This is a genomic window from Anaerophaga thermohalophila str. Valhall, from assembly GCF_000250735.1.
GTDB classification, from domain to species: Bacteria; Bacteroidota; Bacteroidia; order Bacteroidales; family Marinilabiliaceae; genus Anaerophaga; species Anaerophaga thermohalophila_A.
The window spans coordinates 13293-33875 of sequence record NZ_AHZV01000015.1; the positions used below are offsets into that span (position 1 = coordinate 13293).

The following is a 20583-nucleotide window of genomic DNA, read 5'->3' on the forward strand; positions in this document are numbered from 1 at the left end:
GCATTTGGGCATCAGGGGCGTTTTATTTGCCCTTTTAGCAGATTTAATTCAATGCAATGGCAAAAAATGGAGTAAATATGAGAATTGCCGGATTTTTTTGTTTTTATTACTGTCAGCTGTCTTCTTTTTTAACGGATGAGGAAGAGAATGAAAATGATTAGAATGGTAAGAAATCACACCAATGCAAAAGATGCTCTGAAGGTCATTGGCAGGCAATTTAAAAGAATGGGTTGGTGGCATATCACCCTGTGGATAGGCTATTCGTTTCTATTCTTTTACGGGCCTGCGCTTTTCTTTGATACAAAAACGGCCGTTTTTCTGACGCTGCGTACACTCGGGATCAATGCGCTGATCTTTTATGTCAATACCCTTATCCTGCTGCCTCTTTTGATTGGGCGCAACCATTTTAAAACGTATGTTCTGTCGCTGGTTTTTCTTTTGGCAGGCATTTCTTTTCTTTGGCATATAACCGACCCGGTCGGGCCCGAAACATGGGAAAAGATAAACGAGCGAAGGGAAATGGTTCGTCCTGAATCTCCTCCTGAAAACGGGCCTGAAGGGAAGACTCTGAGGTTGGACAGAGGCCCCGCACCACCTCCGGGGCGGCCCCGTCCGGATAATAATTTTCCGGGACCGCACCTGTTTTTCGGTTTTGTTCAGATGCTGGGAATTCTTTTCCTCAGCACGTTATTCTGGATGGTTCTTGAATCCAGACGAAAAGAAAAAGAACAACTTTCGCTGACCAATCAGAACCTCGAGACGGAGATGAAGTTTCTTAAATCGCAGATGAACCCGCATTTTCTGTTTAATGCACTCAATAATATTTATTCACTTTCGCAACAGGGCAGTGCCAAAACACCAAAACTGGTGCTGAAGCTTTCATCTATGTTGCGGTTTATCGTATACGAAACCGATGAAAAGAAAATTCCCATAGGACGTGAAATAGATTACATACGTGATTTTATAGAATTCCAAAAAATAAAACTGGAGGAGAAACCAAATCTGGCAATCGACTTCAACCTGGTAGACCGGGATATAAGGATTGAGCCAATGCTCATCTTCCCGTTTTTCGAGAATGCATTTAAACATGGCAATATCGGCGACACAAAAAACGGGTGGATTAAAGCTTTTCTGAAGGCTAAAGACGGGCAAATTATGTTTTCCATTGCCAACAGCAAACCGGCAGGGTATGTGTCCAAAGACAAGTCGAAAGGGATTGGCATAGAAAATGTAAAAAAAAGATTGTCCTTTCTCTATAAAGGGAGTTATCGCTTGAATATAATTGACAAACAGGATGTCTTTAAAGTGCAAATGGAAATAGAAACATTATGAAGATCCGTTGTGTCATTATTGATGACGAGTTTCCTGCCCGGTCGCTTTTGAAAGATTATATCTCAAAATTTCCGCATCTGGAACTGGCAGGTACTTTTAAATCACCCCTTGAGGCTCTTCCGGCGCTTCAGGGCGGAAAGGTCGACCTGGCTTTTCTGGATATACAGATGCCCGAAATTTCCGGCATGGATTTCCTGAAGACTTTCCATCTTAAAAATATTCTGGTGGTTATCACGTCGGCCTATCCGCAATATGCCCTCGAGGGATACGAACTGGATGTCATTGATTATTTGTTGAAACCGTTTTCGTTTGAGCGGTTTGTGCAATCGGTACAGAAAGCAGGAGAAAGGATGCAAAACAAGGCCGGCTCTTCCGGATATGCAGAGAATGCGTCTTCCTCACCTGCCTGTATTGTTGTTAAGGCCGATCATAAATCTTACAGGGTGGACACCTCACGAATTTTATTTGTGGAGGGTTTGCGTGAATATGTTGCTTTTCATTGCATCGATCAGAAGCTGGTTTCACTGGACTCGCTGAAAAACCTTCTGGAAGTTTTGCCGTCAGATTCTTTCATGCGCGTTCACAAATCGTTTATTGTTAACCGGAATCAGGTGAAGGCGCTCTACGGCAATCAACTACAAATGCATTATACCTCCAAAACGGTGCCCATAGGGCAGTTATATCGCGAGGAAGTAAGAAAAAAGCTCTTTAATTTGTAAACAGCACTCCGTTAAACTATTACAGATGTCTGATAATTAATTTTTTACACAATTAATAGCACAAACCACAACTTTCCCGTAATAAAAACTTTGCGTCATTGCGTTTTAGGCTTTTTTAAACAAACGATTGCAAATAATAATACTCCGTTAAACTTTTGCAAAACGTTGCAAACCAATTGTTTGTGTTCAAAGAGGTTTGCTTGTTAAAATACAGTATATCAAGGTTGTAAAAACCATCTTATTTATAACAAAAATCACAAAGTGCTCAAAACATGTTATTTATGCGCTTTTGTCAGCTTCTTGAATATGTCAGTACCTCTAAAACATTGCTATTGACTATTGACTATTGACTAAATTACTTATATCTAAAAATCTTACGATCTATTGAAATAAGTTGTTCGAATTTAATGGATTTTCAGGAGCAGACTCATATCATCTTATATCTTAAAATCTGACAATCTATTGTCTAAATACCGGGCATAAAAAAAGCCCGGCAGGGATAAATAACCGGGCTTTCTTATTGCAATACTTCGTTAAACTTTTACTGATACCTGGTTATTAATTGTTTACACAATTAATAACGCAAACCACAACTCTCTCATAATAAAAATTTTGCGTCATTGTGTCTCTGCGTTTAGGCTTTTTTTAACGAACTACTGCATTGATATACTCCGAAAAACTATTCTTTCTCTTTTTCGGCTTCTTTCTTTTCAGCTTTCTTGTCGCATTCTTTTTTCTCCTTGTCACAACAAGCTTTTTTCTTCTCCTTGTCGCACTCTTTTTTCTCGGTTTTCTCAGGCTCCTGGATAGCGGCATTTGACACTACAGGGGTCGAAAGAGCAAGAGTAAACACGAAAATCAATGATAAAGCCAATTTACGTTTCATAGTAGTATTGTTTTTAGGTTAAAAATATCCGTTTTTCCTGAATTACAAGTTTAGAATGATTCTTGATAAATATGTGTTATCGGGATGTTATTTCGTGTTAATGATTTGTTAACGACCTGTGTTCATCCGGTTGCTTTGGTCTGGAAAGGGTGGAAGGGTAGAACGGTAGAAAGGGTAGAACGGTAGAAGGGTTTAAGGGAGAGGCATGGAGCAGAGAGCAGAGAGCATGGGGGATGGTTAATTGGTTAGCCCGGCTCTGCTGCTTGCTTGCAAGAATTGGTTGATCACCCTTTCTGGCAGTTTTATATGGCTAAAACTTTGGTTCATAGATAAAATCAGTCCGTTCGATGAATAATTTATGTATTCGGATTCTTCAATCATAATTTGGCACGGTAATCAAAAAAAGATTTCGGAAATGAAGCGATACATAAACATTCTGGTTACAATTGTTATCTGCCTGATTACTTTGCCGGTATATGGCGGCGAGGAAGGAGGGAAATTACGATGGACTCTGGAGGAGTGCATCGATTATGCGCTTGAGAACAACATAACCATCCAAAGTTCAAAAATCTCCATCGAAACCCGGGAGGTCAACCTTTTGGAAACGAAAAGCAGCAGATTGCCTTCTCTCAGTGCATCTGCCTCGGTATCGGGCAACAGTTCGCGTTCCTTTGACAACGCCGGGGGCGAATTTTCCAAAGGGGCACAGGTGGGACTTAATACCGATGTGCCTGTATACAGGGGCGGCATTATCAATAACAACATTAAAGCCGGAGAAATTGAACTTGACAAGGCCCGCCTCGATGTTGAAGAAGCTAAAAACGACATAGTATTGTCCATAACACAGGCCTGGATGAATATTCTCTTTGCCCGTGAGAATTATCTCTATTACCGCGATGTCGTGGAGACTTCGGAGGCGAATCTTGAGCGTACCAGGGCACTTTTTGAAGCAGGCACGGTTTCACGGCTGGACCTGGCCGAACTGGAAGCACAATATGCGTCGGACCGATACTCGATGGTCAACGCAAAAAATGAGCTGGACATCCGTATTACGGAGTTGAAGACCATGCTTGACCTGCCTTATGATACGGATTTTAATCCGATTTATCCGGCCAGTGTTGAGGTTCCCGATGATGCTTTACCTGCTTTCGAAGTTATTGCGCAGGAAGTTCTCGCTCTCCGTCCCGAGATAGAAAACAGCCTGTTGTCGCAAGAAGTGGCACGGATCGATCTTGCCAATGCCAAAGCCGGATATCTGCCCACACTTAATTTCAGTGCTTCGGCTTCTTCCTCCTATTCCGATATTTACAGCGGCTCTTTTGGTTCACAGATGAACGACCGGCTTTCTCAGTATTTCGGGTTGTCTCTGAACATTCCTATTTTCAGCAGGAACGAAAACAAAGCCAGTTTGGCCCGTTCGGAAATAAACCTCAGACAGACGGAGCTGAATGCCCGCCAGACGCGGAATGACCTTTTGCAAACGATCGAACAGGTTTATGTGGATGTAAAAGCTCAACAGGCCCGTTATGAAGCTGCGGTCGAAAAGGCAAGATCGGCCGGTATCAGTTATGAGTACCAGCGCGAGCAGTTTGAATTGGGGATGTTAAATGCCATCGATCTTCGTCAGTCCAAAAATGCATTGCTCAATGCCAATGCTGAGTTAATCCAGGCACGGTATTCAGCTCTGCTGTATCGTAAAATTCTTGATTTTTATCGCGGACAGCCTATTTCTGTCGGATCAGGCCATGCAGAGAATATTTCTGATGACCGGTAGCGTCTTACATCTAATATCTAAATATCTAATGATCTGTTTATGATGCGTAAATACATTTATTTAATTGCAGCCATCGTGGTACTTATTCTGGCTATTGTTCTTCTGACAGGAAAGAAGAGTACGGAAAACAATCTGAAACCTCGTATTCATGTTGTCGAAAAAGGAACGATTGTTAATACCGTTACTGCAACCGGCACGGTAGAGCCCATCGACCAGGTAGAAGTGGGCACACAGGTTTCGGGCGTTATCGAACGCATTTATACCGATTATAACGAGCGTGTAAAAAAAGGGCAGCTGATTGCCCGGATTGATGAAAGTTCGTTAAAGGCTCGTTTGCTTCAGGCAAAAGCAAGCCTGGCATCAGCTCAAAACGAACTGGATTATCAGACTAAGAACTTCCGGCGGATTAAGATGCTTTTTGAAAAGGAGATGGTCAGCGAAACGGAGTACGATGAGGCGCTTTATCGCTACAACAATGCCAAAGCGTCGGTAGAATCTCTGCAATCAGAGGTGGAACAGGCCGAAGTTAATCTCTCTTATGCCCGCATCTATTCTCCCATCGACGGAGTCGTCCTCAGCAGAAGCGTGGAAGAGGGACAAACCGTTGCCGCCAGCTTTAACACGCCCACATTGTTCCTGATAGCCCGCGATTTAACCCGGATGCAGGTAGAAGCCGACGTGGATGAGGCCGATATTGGTCAGGTGGAAACAGGACAGAAAGTAACCTTTACGGTTGATGCATTTCCCGACACCGAGTTTACCGGAGAAGTTACCCAGGTTCGCCTCGAGCCGGTGATCGAAAGCAATGTTGTGACCTATACGGTCATTATTGATGCACCCAATCCCGATTTTAAACTGAAACCCGGCCTGACCGCCAGTGTAACCATTATTACGAATGAGGCGAAGGATGTTACCGTTGTACCGGCAGCAGCACTTCGCTTTTCTCCCGCGGAAAATTCGCCCGGAAGTATGGCGCTTTCTTCCGGTGGCGGAAATCACTCATCTATGCCGGAGGCTCTTCCCGAAACCGGCGAGGACAGAGTCTGGGTATGGAAGGACGGGCATCTGCATCCCGTAATTGTGAACACGGGCATTGAAGATGGCGTTTGGTGCGAAATAAAGAGCGGCGTGCTTCCCGGTGACTCTGTGGTTACGGGAATCGATCGTCCGGATAATTTACCCGGCCGCACATTCAGAAGTCCGTTTATGCCGGGACCTCCCGGAAGAGATAAGAAAGAGGATTGAAATGTACCAGACTTGTAGCAACGAATTGGCGCGTGTGAGGTACTTTTAAGTATTGCAGGAGAGTATTGCAGGAGTCAAAGCAGTTTTTTCAACCATCTAACATCTAACATCTAACATCTAACAATCTACTTCTATATGCCACACGATATCATCAAAATTTCCAACCTGCGAAGAGATTTTAATGTAGGTGCTGAGACTGTTCATGCTTTACGAAACGTCTCTTTCGGGGTTAAAGAGAATGAATTTTTGACCATCATGGGAACCAGCGGTTCAGGGAAATCTACTCTTTTAAACATCCTGGGAGCGCTTGACAAGCCAACGGAGGGAGACTATTATCTCGACGGGATCAATGTGAGCAATCTTTCAAAAGATGAGCTGGCTGTAATACGAAACCGGAAGATAGGATTTGTTTTTCAGTCGTTTAACCTGTTGCCACGCACCTCGGCCCTCGAAAACGTGGAGCTTCCTCTTATGTACAACTCCGGGATATCATCACGCCGGCGCAGAGAACAGGCCATTGAAGCTTTGAGAATAGTGGGCCTGGCCGACCGGATGAAACATGCCCCAAACCAACTTTCCGGGGGACAACAGCAACGCGTTGCCATAGCTCGTGCACTTGTTAACGACCCGGTGATGGTGCTTGCCGATGAAGCAACAGGTAACCTCGACAGCAAAACAACTGAGGATATCATGTCTCTCTTCCGGAAGCTCAACAGAGAAGGAAAAACAATCGTTTTTGTCACCCACGAACACGATATTGCCGGATACAGCAAACGCACCATCGTGTTGAGAGACGGAGAAATTATTGATGATTATGAGAATACAGGACGCCCGGCTCAAGGCAGTTGAACAGAATCAACAATTTCAGTTACTATGAATTTATTTAATCTTACAAAGATTGCCCTTAAGGCCATGGGCCGTAATAAAATGCGGACTTTCCTTACTATGCTGGGCATTATCATAGGTGTTACATCGGTCATTACCATGCTGGCCATCGGCCAGGGATCAAAAGAGAGCATCCAGGAACAGATATCGTCGATGGGCGCCAACATGATCATGGTACACCCTGGCAGTGATGAGCGTGGAGGTGTGATGATGGACCCGTCGTCGATGCAAACGCTGAAACTTGAAGATGTTGAGGCCATTCAAAAATATGCTTCACATGTTTCGGCGGTTTCGCCTATGGTCAGTACCAGCGGGCAGGCCATCGCCGGGTCCGGCAACTGGCCGACTACCATTCAGGGTGTGAGCGAAGATTTCCCGGACATCAGAAAGATGGAAGTTGCCGAGGGTGTAATGTTTACCGATTATCATATTAAACGTGCAGCCAAGGTCTGCTTGCTCGGTCAAACAGTCGTGGATGAACTGTTTCCCTACAAAGAAACAGCCGTTGGCGAAACCATAAGGTTCAGGAAAGTACCTTTTAAGGTGATTGGTGTTTTGGCTGAAAAGGGGCAGAACACATTCGGTCAGGATCAGGATGATATTATTCTGGCGCCGTATACAACCATTCAAAAGAGAATCATGGCTGTAACGCACATCCAGTCCGTTTATGCCAGTGCAACCAGCGAAATGGAATCGGAACAGGCCGAAGAAGAAATAACACGGGCCTTGAGGATATCCCACGAATTAGCAGAGAATGAAGAAAACGACTTTACCGTTCGGTCGCAGCAGGAGTTGATCAGCACGTTCAGCTCCACCAGTCAGATGCTTACCATACTTTTGGGAGCTATTGCAAGTATTTCGTTGCTGGTAGGGGGGATTGGAATTATGAATATTATGTTCGTTTCGGTAACCGAACGAACGCGCGAAATAGGATTGCGCATGGCCGTTGGCGGACGCAGCCGTGATATTCTTTCGCAGTTCCTGATAGAGGCTGTTATAGTAAGCGTGGGAGGCGGACTAATAGGTGTTTTTTTAGGTCTTGTACTCTCTTACGGATTGGGTAATATACTTGGATGGCCGGTTACTGTAACTGAGCAGTCCATTGTTCTCTCTTTCATGGTTTGTGCCGTTGTCGGAATATTTTTCGGATGGTATCCGGCCCGCAAGGCTTCGGGGCTTGACCCCATTGATGCACTCCGTTATGAATAAATCGGCCTGAAAATTGTAACAATAAGGATAAACCGCCCATATAAATGGTCAGATATTTTGTTTTTATGGAATGAGTGCGGTATAAAAAGCATATTTTTGTCAGAATAAGGACTTTTTAATTTTTTTGTAGGAGTTAACTCGTTGTTAGTGAGGATTCAAAAATTTAAAACAATACAGAGTTTGGCAACAAAGATGCTTTTTAGACCGGGCTCATATAATATAAAGGATATATCAGGGCTAACGCCCCTGAATTACCATTGTTTGAATTGGCTACTACGAAGATATTAGGGCTAACGCCCCTTTTTAAAAAGGAAAATCGGAGCGTTACAGAAAAACATTGGGTAAAACAATAAATATAATTGATAAAATAAGTGCGGCTGCAGCCCTGAAAATCTTACAAATGATTACGAATACAAAAAGGGGCGTAGAAAAAATGTATAAAATAAACCAAAGGGGCGTTAGCCCTGATATCTTCGTATTTTTCAGACTGGGCTTATGGAATTAAACCTTTTTGTTATGGTAAGCAGGACTTTTATCTTTATGCTTCTTGCGGTGGCCGGTAGCTTTTCATCATTTGCCGTTAATGGTTCTTCCTCTGACAATCCCAAAACTGTATATGCTCCCGGGGAAGAGCTTAAGTACTCCCTGAAATACGGCTTTATCAAAGGAGGAGAAGCCAGGCTGACAGTAAATGACACCATGCTCTCAGGTCAGCAACTGAACCATGTTATCGCCAGCGGGAAAACCGTTGGTCTGGCCGACGCCATTTATAAAGTGCGCGATCGTTACGAAAGTTTTATTGATCCCCGGACAGACCTTCCTGTCAAGGCAATTCGAAGCATCCGTGAAGGCAGCTACAGGTATTATAATGAGGTGTTGTTTGAACATCACCATCAGGACTCGGCTAAAGTGAAAAGTCAGAAATCGGGTGAGCACTGGGTACCTGAGAATATCCACGATATCCTTTCGGCTTTTTATTTCGCACGCAAGCATAAGTTTAACGACGACCTGCAGGAAGGCGAAATGATTGAGATCATGACTTATTTTGCCGATGAACTCTTTCCACTTCGGATACGTTACCGGGGTACGGAAGTAATTGATACTCCCCTAGGCAAACTGGAATGTTATCTCTTTTCGCCTGTTACAGAGGTAGGCCGTGCATTTAAGACGGAAGACGACATGCAGGTGTGGATTTCGCGCGACAAAAACCGTGTTCCCGTGCGGATCAGATTTCAGCTCAGAGTGGGGGCTTTTACATGTAATCTTGAGCAATTCCGGGGCCTTAAGAATCCTTTTTCAAGTTTTGTTGTTCCGTGACTCCCTAAATAGTGCGTGTCTATAAACTCACAAAAATATCTTTACAATATGTGTGTCTGTTCAGAAAGTGCCGGTTGCAAGGCTTGCGAAGCCGCCAAAAAAGGAGTTTACTTTTCGTAAATGAGTATTTTGGCGGCGAGTGTAATACAGCAAATGGTACTTTATGGACAGACACTAAATCGGTGTCAGGAATAAAAAAATGTCTGGTGTTTTAATTGATTTACACTATTTTTGCAGCGCAAAAAATTACACACCTGTTTAGTGTGTCTGTAAAGTAGGAAAAGTTTCCTACTTATCATGTGTGTGTCAAATAAATTCACAAAAATTTTTTACAATTTGTGTGTCTGTTCAAAAAGTGCCGGTGGCAAGCGTAACTCAGCAAATGGTACTTTAAGGACAGACACTCTTTAAGAATTAAAGAAATGGCAACAACCGCAGATTTTAGAAACGGAATGTGTATCGAGTTTAACGGGCAACTGTTTTTTATTGTGCAGTTTCAGCATGTTAAACCCGGTAAGGGCCCTGCCTTTGTAAGAACTAAGTTGAAAAACGTAGCCACCGGGAAAGTGCTTGATAATACTTTTCCTTCGGGGCATAAAGTGAATGAAGCCAGGGTAGAAAGAAGGCCGCATCAGTTTCTCTATAAAGACGATCTTGGCTATCATTTCATGAACAGTGAAACATTCGAACAGATCAATTTAGCAGAAGAACTTGTTGATAATCCTCATTTGCTGAAAGAGGGTCTGGAGGTAGAGGTATTGTATCATGCCGACACCGAAACTCCTATTTTGGTCAATCTTCCGCAATTTATTACTTACGAAGTGACTTATACCGAGCCCGGTGTGCGTGGTGATACTTCATCGACTAACTCTTTGAAACCCGCCACTGTCGATACCGGCGCTACCATTATGGTACCGCTTTTTATCAATACCGGCGATAATATTAAAGTCGATACGCGTGATCAATCGTATGTGGAACGTGTGAAAGATTAATTGTTTGCCTGGCGTGATCCGTCGGTTCGGGCCGGTCTTTCTCCCGGCAGTCACAAAAACGACAACAAGAAATTAACTTTTAGGGGTTTAACCTGTCAAAGGAATATAATATCTCTTTGACAGGTTTTTTGTTACGGGAAGCATAATTTTTCGCATAAAAAAATTAAATTTCGTACATTTATCGGAAATGTAAGACACACAGCATCCCATGATCACGCAGGTAAAAAAGAAACGACTACGTCTGTACAAAGACCGGCTCAATATCTTACTGGATATTGCGCAGACCATTAATCAGGATCATACGGTTGATGATTTGCTTGCCGAGTTTGAGATTTTGCTGAGGGAGGAGTTGGAAGTAGGAAAGATTCTTGTTTTTACCAACTCCGACGGAGAATGGAAAAATCTGCTGATTTCGGGGGTGTCGGCCGAAGAGGTTGAAAAGATTGATGTAGAGCGCGATCTTTTACAATACAAATCCATAGAAAATATAACACTTGCACCGCCTGTACCGCTTCAGGGATTTGATGCCGTAATTCCGCTGTTTCACCGGTACCGGGCCATTGGTTACGTTCTGATTGGCGACGTTGAGGAAGAGCAACAGGGCATCAGTCCTACCATTAAACACCTGAAACTGATTCAGATCATCTCCAATCTCATCATTGTATTCATTGAGAATAAGAGGATGCAGGAGACTATCCTCGAACAGGAGGCTATTAAGAAGGAGATGGAGGTGGCCTCAAAGATTCAAACTCAGCTTATTCCCAGCCCCGAAGACCTGCCACGTCATAAAAAGCTGTCGCTGCAAGCGTTCTATCATCCGCACTGGGGTGTTGGAGGCGATTATTACGATATTATACCCCTGTCTCGTAATTCCATAGGCTTCTGTGTGGCCGATGTTTCCGGCAAGGGAATTGCCGCCGCCCTTTTAATGTCCAATTTCCAGGCTGTCATTCGCACGTTGTTTACCGCTGGCATTAATCTGAAAAAGCTGATTCACCAGCTCAATCAGCGGGTAAACAACAGCGCCAACAATGAGAAATTTATTACCATGTTCATTGGGAAATATAATTTGCGCAGCCGCAGACTCACCTATGTTAATGCCGGACACCTTCCTCCGCTGCTTTTCGATCGCCGGAAATCGCATCTCGATTCTCTGGACAGTGGTTGTATCGGCCTTGGAATGCTCGATGTCATTCCATCGGTGGAAGTTGGCAAAATTACTGTTCCCAAAAATGCCAAATTAATGGCGTTTACCGACGGGCTTATAGAGTTGGAACGCGATAATGAGGTACATTCAGGCCTTATGAACATCGAAAAGATTATTACCAACCGGAAAAGCATCGAAGAGAATATGGAGGAGGCAAAACGCCTGGTGGCCCGTCATATCGAATCAGGGGCGGTTTTTGATGATATCTCGTTAATTGGTATGGAGTTTAAGTAGTGTCTGTCCATAAAGTATCATTTACTGTGTTATGCTCGTCCGAAAATTACTCATTTACGATGAGTAAACTCTGTATTTTCGGACTTCGCAAGCCTTGTAAATGACACTTTCTGAACAGACACATGATATGTAGGAATTTTTTCCCACTTTATAGACCGGCACCAAATAGTGCCCGTCTATAAACTTTCAAAAAATCTCACAATATGTTTTAATCCAGTTCTTCCCAGATTTCCGAAAATTTATCCTTATAGGTGCGCACTATTCTCAGGTTGTTTTCGCCAACATCTTTTTTTAGTTGTTCCTTGTCGTGTCCCAACTCTTTATTTAGTATCCTGATGTTAATTCTTTTCTGGTCATCAGTAACATACGGGTTTTCATTGATTTGTTCTTCCGAGGTCATCAATATTTGCCTGCGTTCGGCGATCAAATCGTCGTAGTTAAGACAAAACCAGGTTTTACAAAATGTTTCCAGGGCATCCAGGAGCAGGGCGTCATATCCGTATTGATCGAGAAGCACTTCACCTTTTGCATGCAATGCAGCATCGCGGGGCCAGATATAATAAGCCTGCGACACGGTAATGCCGGCCTGCCGAAGCTGAGGTACCATCCGGGGTAAAGTTCCGATGATGTGAAGTATCTCTTTGTCGTTCAGGTTGTCTCCATCTGAATTTTGGGAGCAGACAGACATCGATAATAAAAAAGCAGCCAGAAACAGAGATAATTTAGCAAACATGGCACTGAAAATTATGGGTCAAAGCCCGGTTTTCAACGACAAGTTAATAATTTATCTCATATCATCGGCCTCAGCAACCATTTTATCAATGTCTTCCACCCTGAAATCGCCATAAAACGAGAGCATAAAAAGAGCATCATCGTCGTTGTTGACGACATGACATTCTTTAATCTTTTTCCCCGACCGGACCACAAAAACTTTGCTCTCTTCATCCATGTCATCGTCTTCAATTTCTTTGAAAGGACGACCATTAAGTGTTTTTACTATTGCTCCGACAGAAGAGGCTGCCTTATCTTTTTCGCAAATCATCAGTTTTACTTTTTCCAGCGGTCCGGTAACCTGTTTTGATTCTTCGTCATCCACCACCATGTCAACCAGATCAATGACATCTTTGGAAAGGGATACGATGGTTACGCCCGATGCCCCGTCAAGTTGGGCATACAGCTTTTCTGATGTGCTTAGTTGGGCTTTTGCAACCGGGAATGCCAACAGGCAAACCCAGGTTAAAAAGAGAATTTGTTTCATTAATTAGAGATTAAATAGATTAATAGATCATTAGATTTAAGATCATTTATTACTTCTGCCTTCTGCCTGTCCAACTTCTGCCTGTCTGATACTTTCACCTGAAAACTAAACGATTTGGTTATTCTTATTCAATTTACATCAATCAAATATTTAAACTCATCGGCAACTTTTACTACTTTGCCTTCAGGAATTTGAATGGTGACATCTATTTCCTGACCACGCATGACACCAGGTTTCTGAATGCTGAAATAGCGGTCGAGTAATAAAAGAGAGTCGTTCTGCATGTAGAAATATTCTATCATTTCTGCATTTTCGAGTGCTTCGTCGGACGATTGTCCCCGCGATTTTTTCCGCACAGAGATTTCGAAGTTTGCGCCATCACGATTCACTTCAATATCAGGAGTTCCAACAATTACCGGTTGATCGTTCTGACGCTTGATGGAGATGCCATCGTTGCTGAATATGTGAGTTCCCTCTCCGAGTTTTAGAGAGGCTTCGGTAGGTTCAATATAGATGGTATCTGATTCGGGAACATCGAGCAGTTTGCGTTCTTCAATTTCCATTTCGTTAGCATAGCCGGAGGCTACTTGTACGCCGGTGTAGGTGATAAGACCGATGCCAACCAGCCACAGGATGAGCGATATAACCAGGAATGCCGGCCCGCCTTTTTTGAAACGGAAGATCAGGTGCATGCCCAGATAGAATAAAACCAGCAAAGGAATACCGGCAGCCAGCAATATTCCGATGACAGCGGCCAGTCTTTGTCCGGGCATGAGAAAGAAACTTTCAAGTCCCGGCGCCCATACGCCCTCGTGGGTCAAACTTTCCAGGATGACATCAGTTAAGGAAAAGGCCATAATAATCCCGCTCAGCGAAAGGAAGGAAATGATGATAAGGAAAATGCCGGCAACAACAGCGATAACACGTAAAACACCTTTCATTGCATCGCCGTTTCCCGGACGAGACATCTGGCGTCTTCGCCAGGAATCGCTGCCGGGTGCTCCGCCCATCATCATAATGCGTTGTTGCATGGTCACCGCTTTCGGAATGGCGATCCAAAGGATGAGGTAGACCAGAACAGAAGTACCGTACAAGAATGTAGCCAGGATGAAAAGTAACCTGAACAAGACGGGGTCGGTACCAAAATAGTTTCCCAGGCCGCCACAAACACCTCCCAGCACCCGGTTGTCGGGATCACGAAACAATTGTTTTTTCACGTAAGGTTCCTCCCATGTTTTATTTTCGGTGGCTTTGTCGGGATCGTCGGGCGTTTCATAATCGCCGGGATCACCCAGGGTTTTAATGATCTCATTGACATCTTCGAGGGTAACCGATGAGGAAGCATCGGGATGAACGCCCCGAAAGAGCTCTGCAATACGCAGGTTAATGTCCTCAAGCGTTTCTTTGGCTTCATCGGTATCGCCAAGCTTCGCTTTTACTTCCTCCAGGTAGCTGTTTAGCCGGTCATAGGCATCTTCATCTATGCTGAAAGCATGACCTGCAAGATTGATATGGATGGTTTTCTTCATAATTTTAGTTGTTAAATATTTTTCAGATTCTTTTCGGAGCCGGCATTCAAACTAAAAAACCGGAATCCCCCAGCTCATCAGCTTACCAGCTCACATAAACGTATGCATCATGTGGGGCCAAGCAAACACACCCAACATCTTAAACAGGAATGCGGCCAGTAATACCACGGCAATCAGAATAAGGAATCCTTTCATTGCAGAACGAAAAGCCAGACCCAGTATTAAAAGAATAAGGACAAGGGGGAATATTCCCGGAAAGCCAAAGTGGCTGAACGGGAAATCGAAATGAAATGCCGGATTCCACCCCAATTCAAAAGGGATGTTGACAAGATTTGCCATAATAATGACTCCCACGATTACAGCCGTAATTACCAGGGCTGTCCGGTCGCGTTTATGAAACCGTCCCAGGTAATCTTCACCTTTTCTGTAGGCGCGTGATTGCTGGAATTTTCGTTTTACCTCGTTGTATTCGTTGCGGATGTTTTTTTCTATGTTCGAAATGTTGACATCATGCCCTTGCATTTCGAGCCGCTGGGCAGCTGTTAAGGCAGGGGGAATAGCTATCCACAGGATGATGTAGATAGGAATAATTGCCCCAAAGCTCAGGAAGGGTAATACTGCAAACAAAACCCTGACCACTACCCGGTCGATGTCGAAATATGCAGCAATTCCAGAGCAAACGCCGCCAAAAACGCGGTCTTCCACATCGCGATACAAACGACGTCGTGGTGGCACTGTTGAAAAGGTATTTCCCTGCTCCTGCCCGCTGCTTTCATTGTCAGCCGGCTCTTCTGAGAAATCTTCTGGTTGTCCCATCGTATTGACAATTTCCTCAACCAGGTCTATGGTGATAACACCTGTTGTAGGATTGATTTTATCTTCGAACAGCTCTCTTATGCGCGCTTCTATGTCATCGTAAATTTCTTGTCCACCCTCTTTTTCGCGCGACCATATCTCAAGTTTCTTAAGATATTCTTCCAGTCGTGCAAATGCATCTTCATCGATATAGAAAGAACGGCCTGCAATATTAATGGTCACTACTTTCTTCATGGTTTTGATTTTTGGAGTTAATGAATTGAACAGAATTTACTAACTCTGTCCAGGACAAGTCAAGTTCCTGAAGAAACTCGCGTCCCCGGTCGGTCAGTTCATAATATTTGCGTGGCGGCCCTTGTGTCGATTCCTCCCAACGGTACGACAAGAGCCCGGCATTTTTAAGCCTTGTAAGAAGGGGGTAAAGTGTTCCCTCAACCACGATGATGCGCGCTTCCTTCATCTCATTAATGATGTCCGAAGCATAAGCATCTCCTCTTGACAGAACGGAAAGGATGCAATATTCCAGCACTCCCTTTCGCATCTGAGCTTTGGCATTTTCTATCTTCATATTTTTTTGTTTTTAAAACGGCAGACCAATCATGAAGGATGATGCTGCATGGTTTGATCTTTCTTCTCCCGAATCGGCTTTGGTACAATGTTCAACATCTTTCTTTAGTCTCTCAGCGGCCACTGAAGTTTCATCTGTAACCCGGGGAACGGGTTGTTGTCTCCCCGTTAATAATAAGGCCAATATGAACAGAGTGCTAAAAGCGACAATTGACCATGTTTTTCGGGTGATGTTACGATTTTTCTTCATTTCCTTTTATTCAAATCAAAAGCGCAAATAACGCTCCATCAATTATTCGCTATGCAGAATTCAACGTTTGCTTATCAGGCAGATTTTCAAAACAAACTGAAAGATAAATTCTTGCAATACCCGATCAAAACCGGGACAGGCTGTTGAGCCGAATCGCTCAGTTTGGTGAAAATTCTTTTCTACATAATTTATTACTTCTGCCTTCTGCCTGTCGATTAACATCTAATACTTGTTTATACACTGAATAGGGTATTGCAAATATATGAATAAAATTTAGTACTATGTAATACCAAGTATTATTTTTTTGAATGAAATTTGATTTTTTTGATTCACGCTGCTAAAAGGGGCCTGCGTTAAATAAATTTAACACCACATAAAACAGGGGATGGCTGCTTGTTGTTATTAAAAAGCGTAATTTTGCACGCTATTTTAAGGAGTAATTATGCAGTCAATCAGAAACGTAGCTATCATTGCCCATGTTGACCACGGAAAAACCACGCTGGTGGATGAAATGCTGAAGGCAGGCAAACTTTTCAGTGAGCATCAGCGACCGGGCGAACTTATCATGGACAGCAATGATCTTGAAAGGGAACGGGGCATCACCATACTTTCCAAAAATGCTTCGGTGGTTTGGAACAATCATAAAATAAATATCATAGATACACCCGGTCACTCCGATTTTGGAGGAGAGGTGGAGCGGGTGCTCAATATGGCCGACGGGGTACTTTTGCTCGTAGATGCTTTTGAAGGGCCGATGCCACAAACCCGGTTTGTACTCCAGAAAGCGTTGGGATTGGGGCTTAAGCCTATTGTCGTTATCAATAAAGTTGACAAACCCAATTGTCGTCCTGAAGAAGTACAGGAACTGGTGTTTGATTTGATGTTTAATCTCAATGCCAGCGAGGCACAGCTTGATTTTCCCACAGTTTACGGTTCGGCACGCGACGGCTGGATGTCAACAGACTGGAAAAAACAAACTTCCGATATCAGTGCCCTGATGGATGCCATTATTGAACACATTCCTGTGCCGGAAGAAAGAAAAGGAACGCCACAGATGCTGATCACCTCACTTGAATATTCCCCTTATGTAGGGCGAATTGCCATCGGGCGCATGCATCGCGGTACGCTGAAGACAGGGCAGGAAGTTGCTGTTGTCGGTCGTAATGGCGATGTGTATAAGACCAGGATCAAAGAGTTGAATGTGTTTGAAGGACTTGGGCGAACCAAAACCAATGTTTTGCCAAACGGGGAACTTGGCGCCATCATTGGTCTCGATGGTTTTGAAATAGGCGACAGTATCTGCGACCCGGAAAATCCTGAGCCGCTCGACCCCATTGCCATCGACGAGCCTACCATGAGCATGTTGTTTACCATCAATAACTCTCCCTTTTTCGGGAAAGACGGTAAATACGTAACATCGCGGCACATCAGGGAACGGCTCGACAAAGAGTTGGAGAAAAACCTGGCACTAAGGGTTGAGGAGACCGATTCGGCCGATGCATGGAATGTTTACGGACGGGGGGTATTGCATTTGTCGGTACTTATTGAGACCATGCGCCGCGAAGGATATGAATTGCAGGTTGGGCAACCCCGTGTGATCATCAAGGAGATTGGTGGGGAAAAACACGAGCCGGTAGAAGAGTTGACCATTGACCTGCCTGACGAGTACAGTGGCCGTGCCATAGAAATGGTTACACAACGTAAGGGTGACCTTCTGTCGATGGAACGAAAAGGCGACCGTGTTGTCCTTGAATTTAACATTCCGTCAAGAGGCATTATCGGGCTTCGAAACAATTTAATGACAGCCACTGCCGGAGAAGCCATCATGGCTCACCGGTTTATAGCTTTTCAGCCATGGAAGGGAGACATCCCCAAACGCCTGAACGGATCACTTATTGCTATGGAGTCGGGAACCGCCATTGCCTATGCTCTTGATAAACTGCAGGACCGGGGAAGGTTCTTTGTTTACCCCCAGGAAGAGGTTTACATGGGGCAGGTAATCGGCGAAAACAGCAGGGAAGGTGATCTTACTGTGAACATCACTAAGACGAAGAAGCTGACCAATATGCGGGCTTCCGGTTCCGACGAAAAGGCCAAACTGGCACCGCCAATTGTTTTCAGCCTCGAAGAAGCTCTTGAATATATTCAGGGTGACGAATATGTGGAAGTGACCCCCAAAGCCATCCGGTTACGCAAAATTTTACTTCAGGAACATGAAAGGAAGCGAGTGGCTAAGAATAGTTAAAACCAAACGCCTTGATTAATTGTTATTTGATTGGTAACAATATAAATTTAAAAGTAACATGAAGAAAAACGTAGGCGTTACAGACCGGATTGTTCGCATCGTTGTCGCTGCCATTCTGGCGATTCTCTATTTTTCAGGAGTTGTAACCGGCACACCTGGTATCATTTTTCTGGTGGTGGCTGCCATTTGTCTCATTACCGCAGCCATTCGTTTTTGCGGGGCTTATGCTCTTTTTGGCATTAATACCTGCCGTAGTAAACCGGCCGAATAGCCGTTACACTATCCGGTCAGCAGTTTCTCTGCTTCCCTGATGGTATGAACCGGTAATTGACAAGTGCCGCCGGAACAGATGTAAATCGTTGTGCGTTCGCCCGATTTACGGTCTTGCACCAGGCTTATCTTATTTTCGCTCTCGTCCGTTATCGGGGCCCATACTACATCGGGGCGGTATTTTTTTTGCATTTCCCGGATGGTTTTGAGCGACTGCGGTCCGGCCACCACTACCTCATATCGGGGTATTTTTCATTCCGGAAAACCGGGCAGGCATGCGAATAAAGTTCAATGAGTTGGGCATTGTCGTAAAGCATCTTTTCAAAATAAGGCACCTTCCACTGCTCATCAACAGAATAACGGGCAAACCCACCGCCAATCTGGTCGTAGATACCACCCCGGTTCATGTGCGAAAGCGTGATTTGCAGAAAATCCTCAAAAGCCTGGCGCGGATGGTGATAGTGCAGGTGTAGAAGGAATGAAAGATTGACAGGCATGGGAAATTTGGGTTTTCCCCGGGAGCCGCCACGGTTCATGTCCCATTGGGGGCTCCAGGCATCCAGTGCATCGTTGATGATCGATGTAGCATCCGGGATTTCGTCTTTTTCGCTGGTAATGACAGACGACTGTTGGATGCCGAGTGTAAGTCGATGAGCATGATGGGTCAGTTTATCACGTTCTTGCCTGAAAAGTTGAGTTATTTTTATTAGTACCTCCAACCACTGGTCTTTGGGGAAATAGGTTCCACCCCAGAAAGGTTGGCCGTCGGGTAAAGTTACAACATTCTGGGGCCATCCGCCCTGAACGCCCATCAACTGTACTGCAGTCATAAAAAAATGGTCAACATCGGGCCTTTCTTCCCGGTCCACTTTAATGCAAACAAAATGCTCGTTCATGAATCCGGCTACTTCAGGGTCTTCGAAACTTTCATGTGCCATAATATGACACCAGTGGCAGGCAGAGTAACCGATGCTGACCAGCATGAGTTTGTCTTCCTTTCGAGCCATGTCAAGAACCTCTTCCTTCCAGGGGTGCCATTCCACCGGATTGCGGGCATGCTGAAGAAGGTATGGAGAGGATTCGTGAATAAGCTGATTGGAATGGAGTGGTGTCATAATTGCTTTCTTTCTGTTTTACGTTGAACAGATTAAAAGCTACAATGGTTGAGTCTTTTCCTAAACGAGACTCTAAAAAGTGACTTAATAATATTAAATAATGTCTGTCCATAAAGTGCCATTTGCTGTGTTACGCTCGCCGCCAAAATACTCATTTACTAAAAGTAAACTCCGTTTTTGGCGGCTTCGCAAGCCTTGCAACTGGCACTTTCTGAACAGACATTCATAATGAAAAATTTTTTTGAAAGTTTATAGACGGGGACTAAATTGTACGTGTATATAGAGGCTGCTGAAAAAGTCAGCAATCTATTTCAAATGTTATTTTTGGCATTGCCCCAAAAAGAACCAAAAAGGTCTGGTCCGCTTAAACCTGGCTCCCCGCGAAAGCCAAAATTTCCGGCCATTGCGCAAGGCCATGAACGTCGCCCATTTTGGCTTCCCGCCATCCGCCGGCTCGGAAAGCCGAAAGGCCACCGTGCCGAGCGGCACAAATTACGCGAATTTTGGCCGCACCAAAGGTGCGTCTTAACGGCTTCGCTGTTAAAAAAATGTAAAACAGCTTTTTAATTCGCGTCGCTCGGCTCTGCCGCTTGCTTGCTTGCATGAATTCGTGAAATTTGCGGTTAAAGAAAACAAAATGGCGTCAGCCATTTTTCTCAAGAAGGATACAATTCTATAATTCCTCCTGTATCCTGTATCTAAAAATCTGACGATCTGTTATCTGATTATTATT

Annotated in this window: 20 protein-coding genes; 11 read left to right on the top strand and 9 right to left on the bottom strand. The window is 44.2% G+C overall.

Features of this window, described 5'->3' with window-relative positions:
• Window positions 1-162 precede the first annotated feature (162 nt).
• Window positions 163-1332 (top strand): sensor histidine kinase, encoded by a 1170-nt coding sequence (locus tag OQ5_RS0100505; protein ID WP_016775612.1) that lies wholly within the window; start codon window positions 163-165, stop codon window positions 1330-1332.
• Complete coding sequence (locus OQ5_RS0100510) at window positions 1329-2051, top strand: LytR/AlgR family response regulator transcription factor (RefSeq protein ID WP_016775613.1); 723 nt, start codon at window positions 1329-1331, stop codon at window positions 2049-2051. The genes OQ5_RS0100505 and OQ5_RS0100510 overlap by 4 nt, the downstream gene beginning before the upstream one ends.
• Window positions 2052-2730: 679 nt before the next feature.
• Here the strand turns inward: OQ5_RS0100510 and OQ5_RS0100515 are convergent.
• Window positions 2731-2937 carry a hypothetical protein gene (locus OQ5_RS0100515; protein ID WP_016775614.1) on the bottom strand — a complete coding sequence of 69 codons (207 nt, stop codon included), beginning with the start codon at window positions 2935-2937 and terminating at the stop codon, window positions 2731-2733.
• A 415-nt stretch (window positions 2938-3352) separates the two neighbouring features.
• On the opposite strand from OQ5_RS0100515, the gene OQ5_RS0100520 reads away from it, so the two are divergent.
• From OQ5_RS0100520 to OQ5_RS0100555, 7 genes are all read left to right on the top strand, one after another.
• The gene (locus OQ5_RS0100520) at window positions 3353-4711 is read left to right on the top strand and encodes a TolC family protein (protein WP_255297323.1); all 1359 of its coding nucleotides are present in this window, start codon (window positions 3353-3355) and stop codon (window positions 4709-4711) included.
• Between the two features lie 39 nt (window positions 4712-4750).
• Window positions 4751-5956, top strand: a complete 1206-nt coding sequence (locus OQ5_RS0100525; RefSeq protein ID WP_016775616.1) for an efflux RND transporter periplasmic adaptor subunit — start codon at window positions 4751-4753, stop codon at window positions 5954-5956.
• Window positions 5957-6091: 135 nt separating this feature from the next.
• Window positions 6092-6805 carry an ABC transporter ATP-binding protein gene (locus OQ5_RS0100530; protein ID WP_016775617.1) on the top strand — a complete coding sequence of 238 codons (714 nt, stop codon included), beginning with the start codon at window positions 6092-6094 and terminating at the stop codon, window positions 6803-6805.
• Window positions 6806-6829: 24 nt separating this feature from the next.
• Window positions 6830-8050 (top strand): ABC transporter permease, encoded by a 1221-nt coding sequence (locus OQ5_RS0100535; RefSeq protein ID WP_016775618.1) that lies wholly within the window; start codon window positions 6830-6832, stop codon window positions 8048-8050.
• 516 nt (window positions 8051-8566) lie between these two features.
• Complete coding sequence (locus OQ5_RS0100545; protein ID WP_255297324.1) at window positions 8567-9367, top strand: DUF3108 domain-containing protein; 801 nt, start codon at window positions 8567-8569, stop codon at window positions 9365-9367.
• 422 nt (window positions 9368-9789) lie between these two features.
• Entirely contained in the window at window positions 9790-10359 is a 570-nt protein-coding gene (gene efp / locus OQ5_RS0100550) for an elongation factor P (protein WP_016775621.1), read from the top strand.
• A gap of 208 nt (window positions 10360-10567) precedes the next feature.
• Window positions 10568-11800, top strand: coding sequence for a PP2C family protein-serine/threonine phosphatase (locus OQ5_RS0100555; RefSeq protein WP_016775622.1), 1233 nt, complete (start codon window positions 10568-10570; stop codon window positions 11798-11800).
• 208 nt (window positions 11801-12008) lie between these two features.
• Here the strand turns inward: OQ5_RS0100555 and OQ5_RS0100560 are convergent, their stop codons facing one another.
• From OQ5_RS0100560 to OQ5_RS0100585, 6 genes are all read right to left on the bottom strand, one after another.
• The gene (locus OQ5_RS0100560) at window positions 12009-12533 is read right to left on the bottom strand and encodes a hypothetical protein (RefSeq protein ID WP_016775623.1); all 525 of its coding nucleotides are present in this window, start codon (window positions 12531-12533) and stop codon (window positions 12009-12011) included.
• Window positions 12534-12584: 51 nt separating this feature from the next.
• Window positions 12585-13058 carry a DUF4252 domain-containing protein gene (locus tag OQ5_RS0100565; protein WP_016775624.1) on the bottom strand — a complete coding sequence of 158 codons (474 nt, stop codon included), beginning with the start codon at window positions 13056-13058 and terminating at the stop codon, window positions 12585-12587.
• A gap of 128 nt (window positions 13059-13186) precedes the next feature.
• On the bottom strand, window positions 13187-14587 hold the full coding sequence (locus OQ5_RS0100570) for a PspC domain-containing protein (RefSeq protein ID WP_016775625.1): 1401 nt from the start codon (window positions 14585-14587) through the stop codon (window positions 13187-13189).
• 90 nt (window positions 14588-14677) lie between these two features.
• Window positions 14678-15637 (bottom strand): PspC domain-containing protein, encoded by a 960-nt coding sequence (locus OQ5_RS0100575; RefSeq protein ID WP_016775626.1) that lies wholly within the window; start codon window positions 15635-15637, stop codon window positions 14678-14680.
• A complete protein-coding gene (locus OQ5_RS0100580) occupies window positions 15615-15971 on the bottom strand; it encodes a PadR family transcriptional regulator (RefSeq protein ID WP_010418202.1) in 357 nt (118 codons plus the stop codon). The genes OQ5_RS0100575 and OQ5_RS0100580 overlap by 23 nt, the downstream gene beginning before the upstream one ends.
• A 12-nt stretch (window positions 15972-15983) precedes the next feature.
• Window positions 15984-16220 carry a hypothetical protein gene (locus OQ5_RS0100585; RefSeq protein WP_016775627.1) on the bottom strand — a complete coding sequence of 79 codons (237 nt, stop codon included), beginning with the start codon at window positions 16218-16220 and terminating at the stop codon, window positions 15984-15986.
• A 442-nt stretch (window positions 16221-16662) separates the two neighbouring features.
• Here OQ5_RS0100585 and typA point away from each other — a divergent pair, with 442 nt between their 5' ends.
• Both typA and OQ5_RS0100600 read left to right on the top strand, forming a co-directional pair.
• Window positions 16663-18465, top strand: a complete 1803-nt coding sequence (gene typA, locus OQ5_RS0100595) for a translational GTPase TypA (protein WP_016775629.1) — start codon at window positions 16663-16665, stop codon at window positions 18463-18465.
• Between the two features lie 58 nt (window positions 18466-18523).
• Window positions 18524-18736: a YgaP family membrane protein gene (locus tag OQ5_RS0100600; protein ID WP_016775630.1), complete on the top strand. Its 213-nt coding sequence runs from the start codon at window positions 18524-18526 to the stop codon at window positions 18734-18736.
• Window positions 18737-18744: 8 nt separating this feature from the next.
• Here the strand turns inward: OQ5_RS0100600 and OQ5_RS0100605 are convergent, their stop codons facing one another.
• Window positions 18745-18927: a hypothetical protein gene (locus OQ5_RS0100605; RefSeq protein WP_141638843.1), complete on the bottom strand. Its 183-nt coding sequence runs from the start codon at window positions 18925-18927 to the stop codon at window positions 18745-18747.
• A gap of 38 nt (window positions 18928-18965) precedes the next feature.
• The gene (locus tag OQ5_RS19855) at window positions 18966-19850 is read right to left on the bottom strand and encodes a thioredoxin domain-containing protein (protein ID WP_016775632.1); all 885 of its coding nucleotides are present in this window, start codon (window positions 19848-19850) and stop codon (window positions 18966-18968) included.
• Window positions 19851-20583 lie beyond the last annotated feature (733 nt).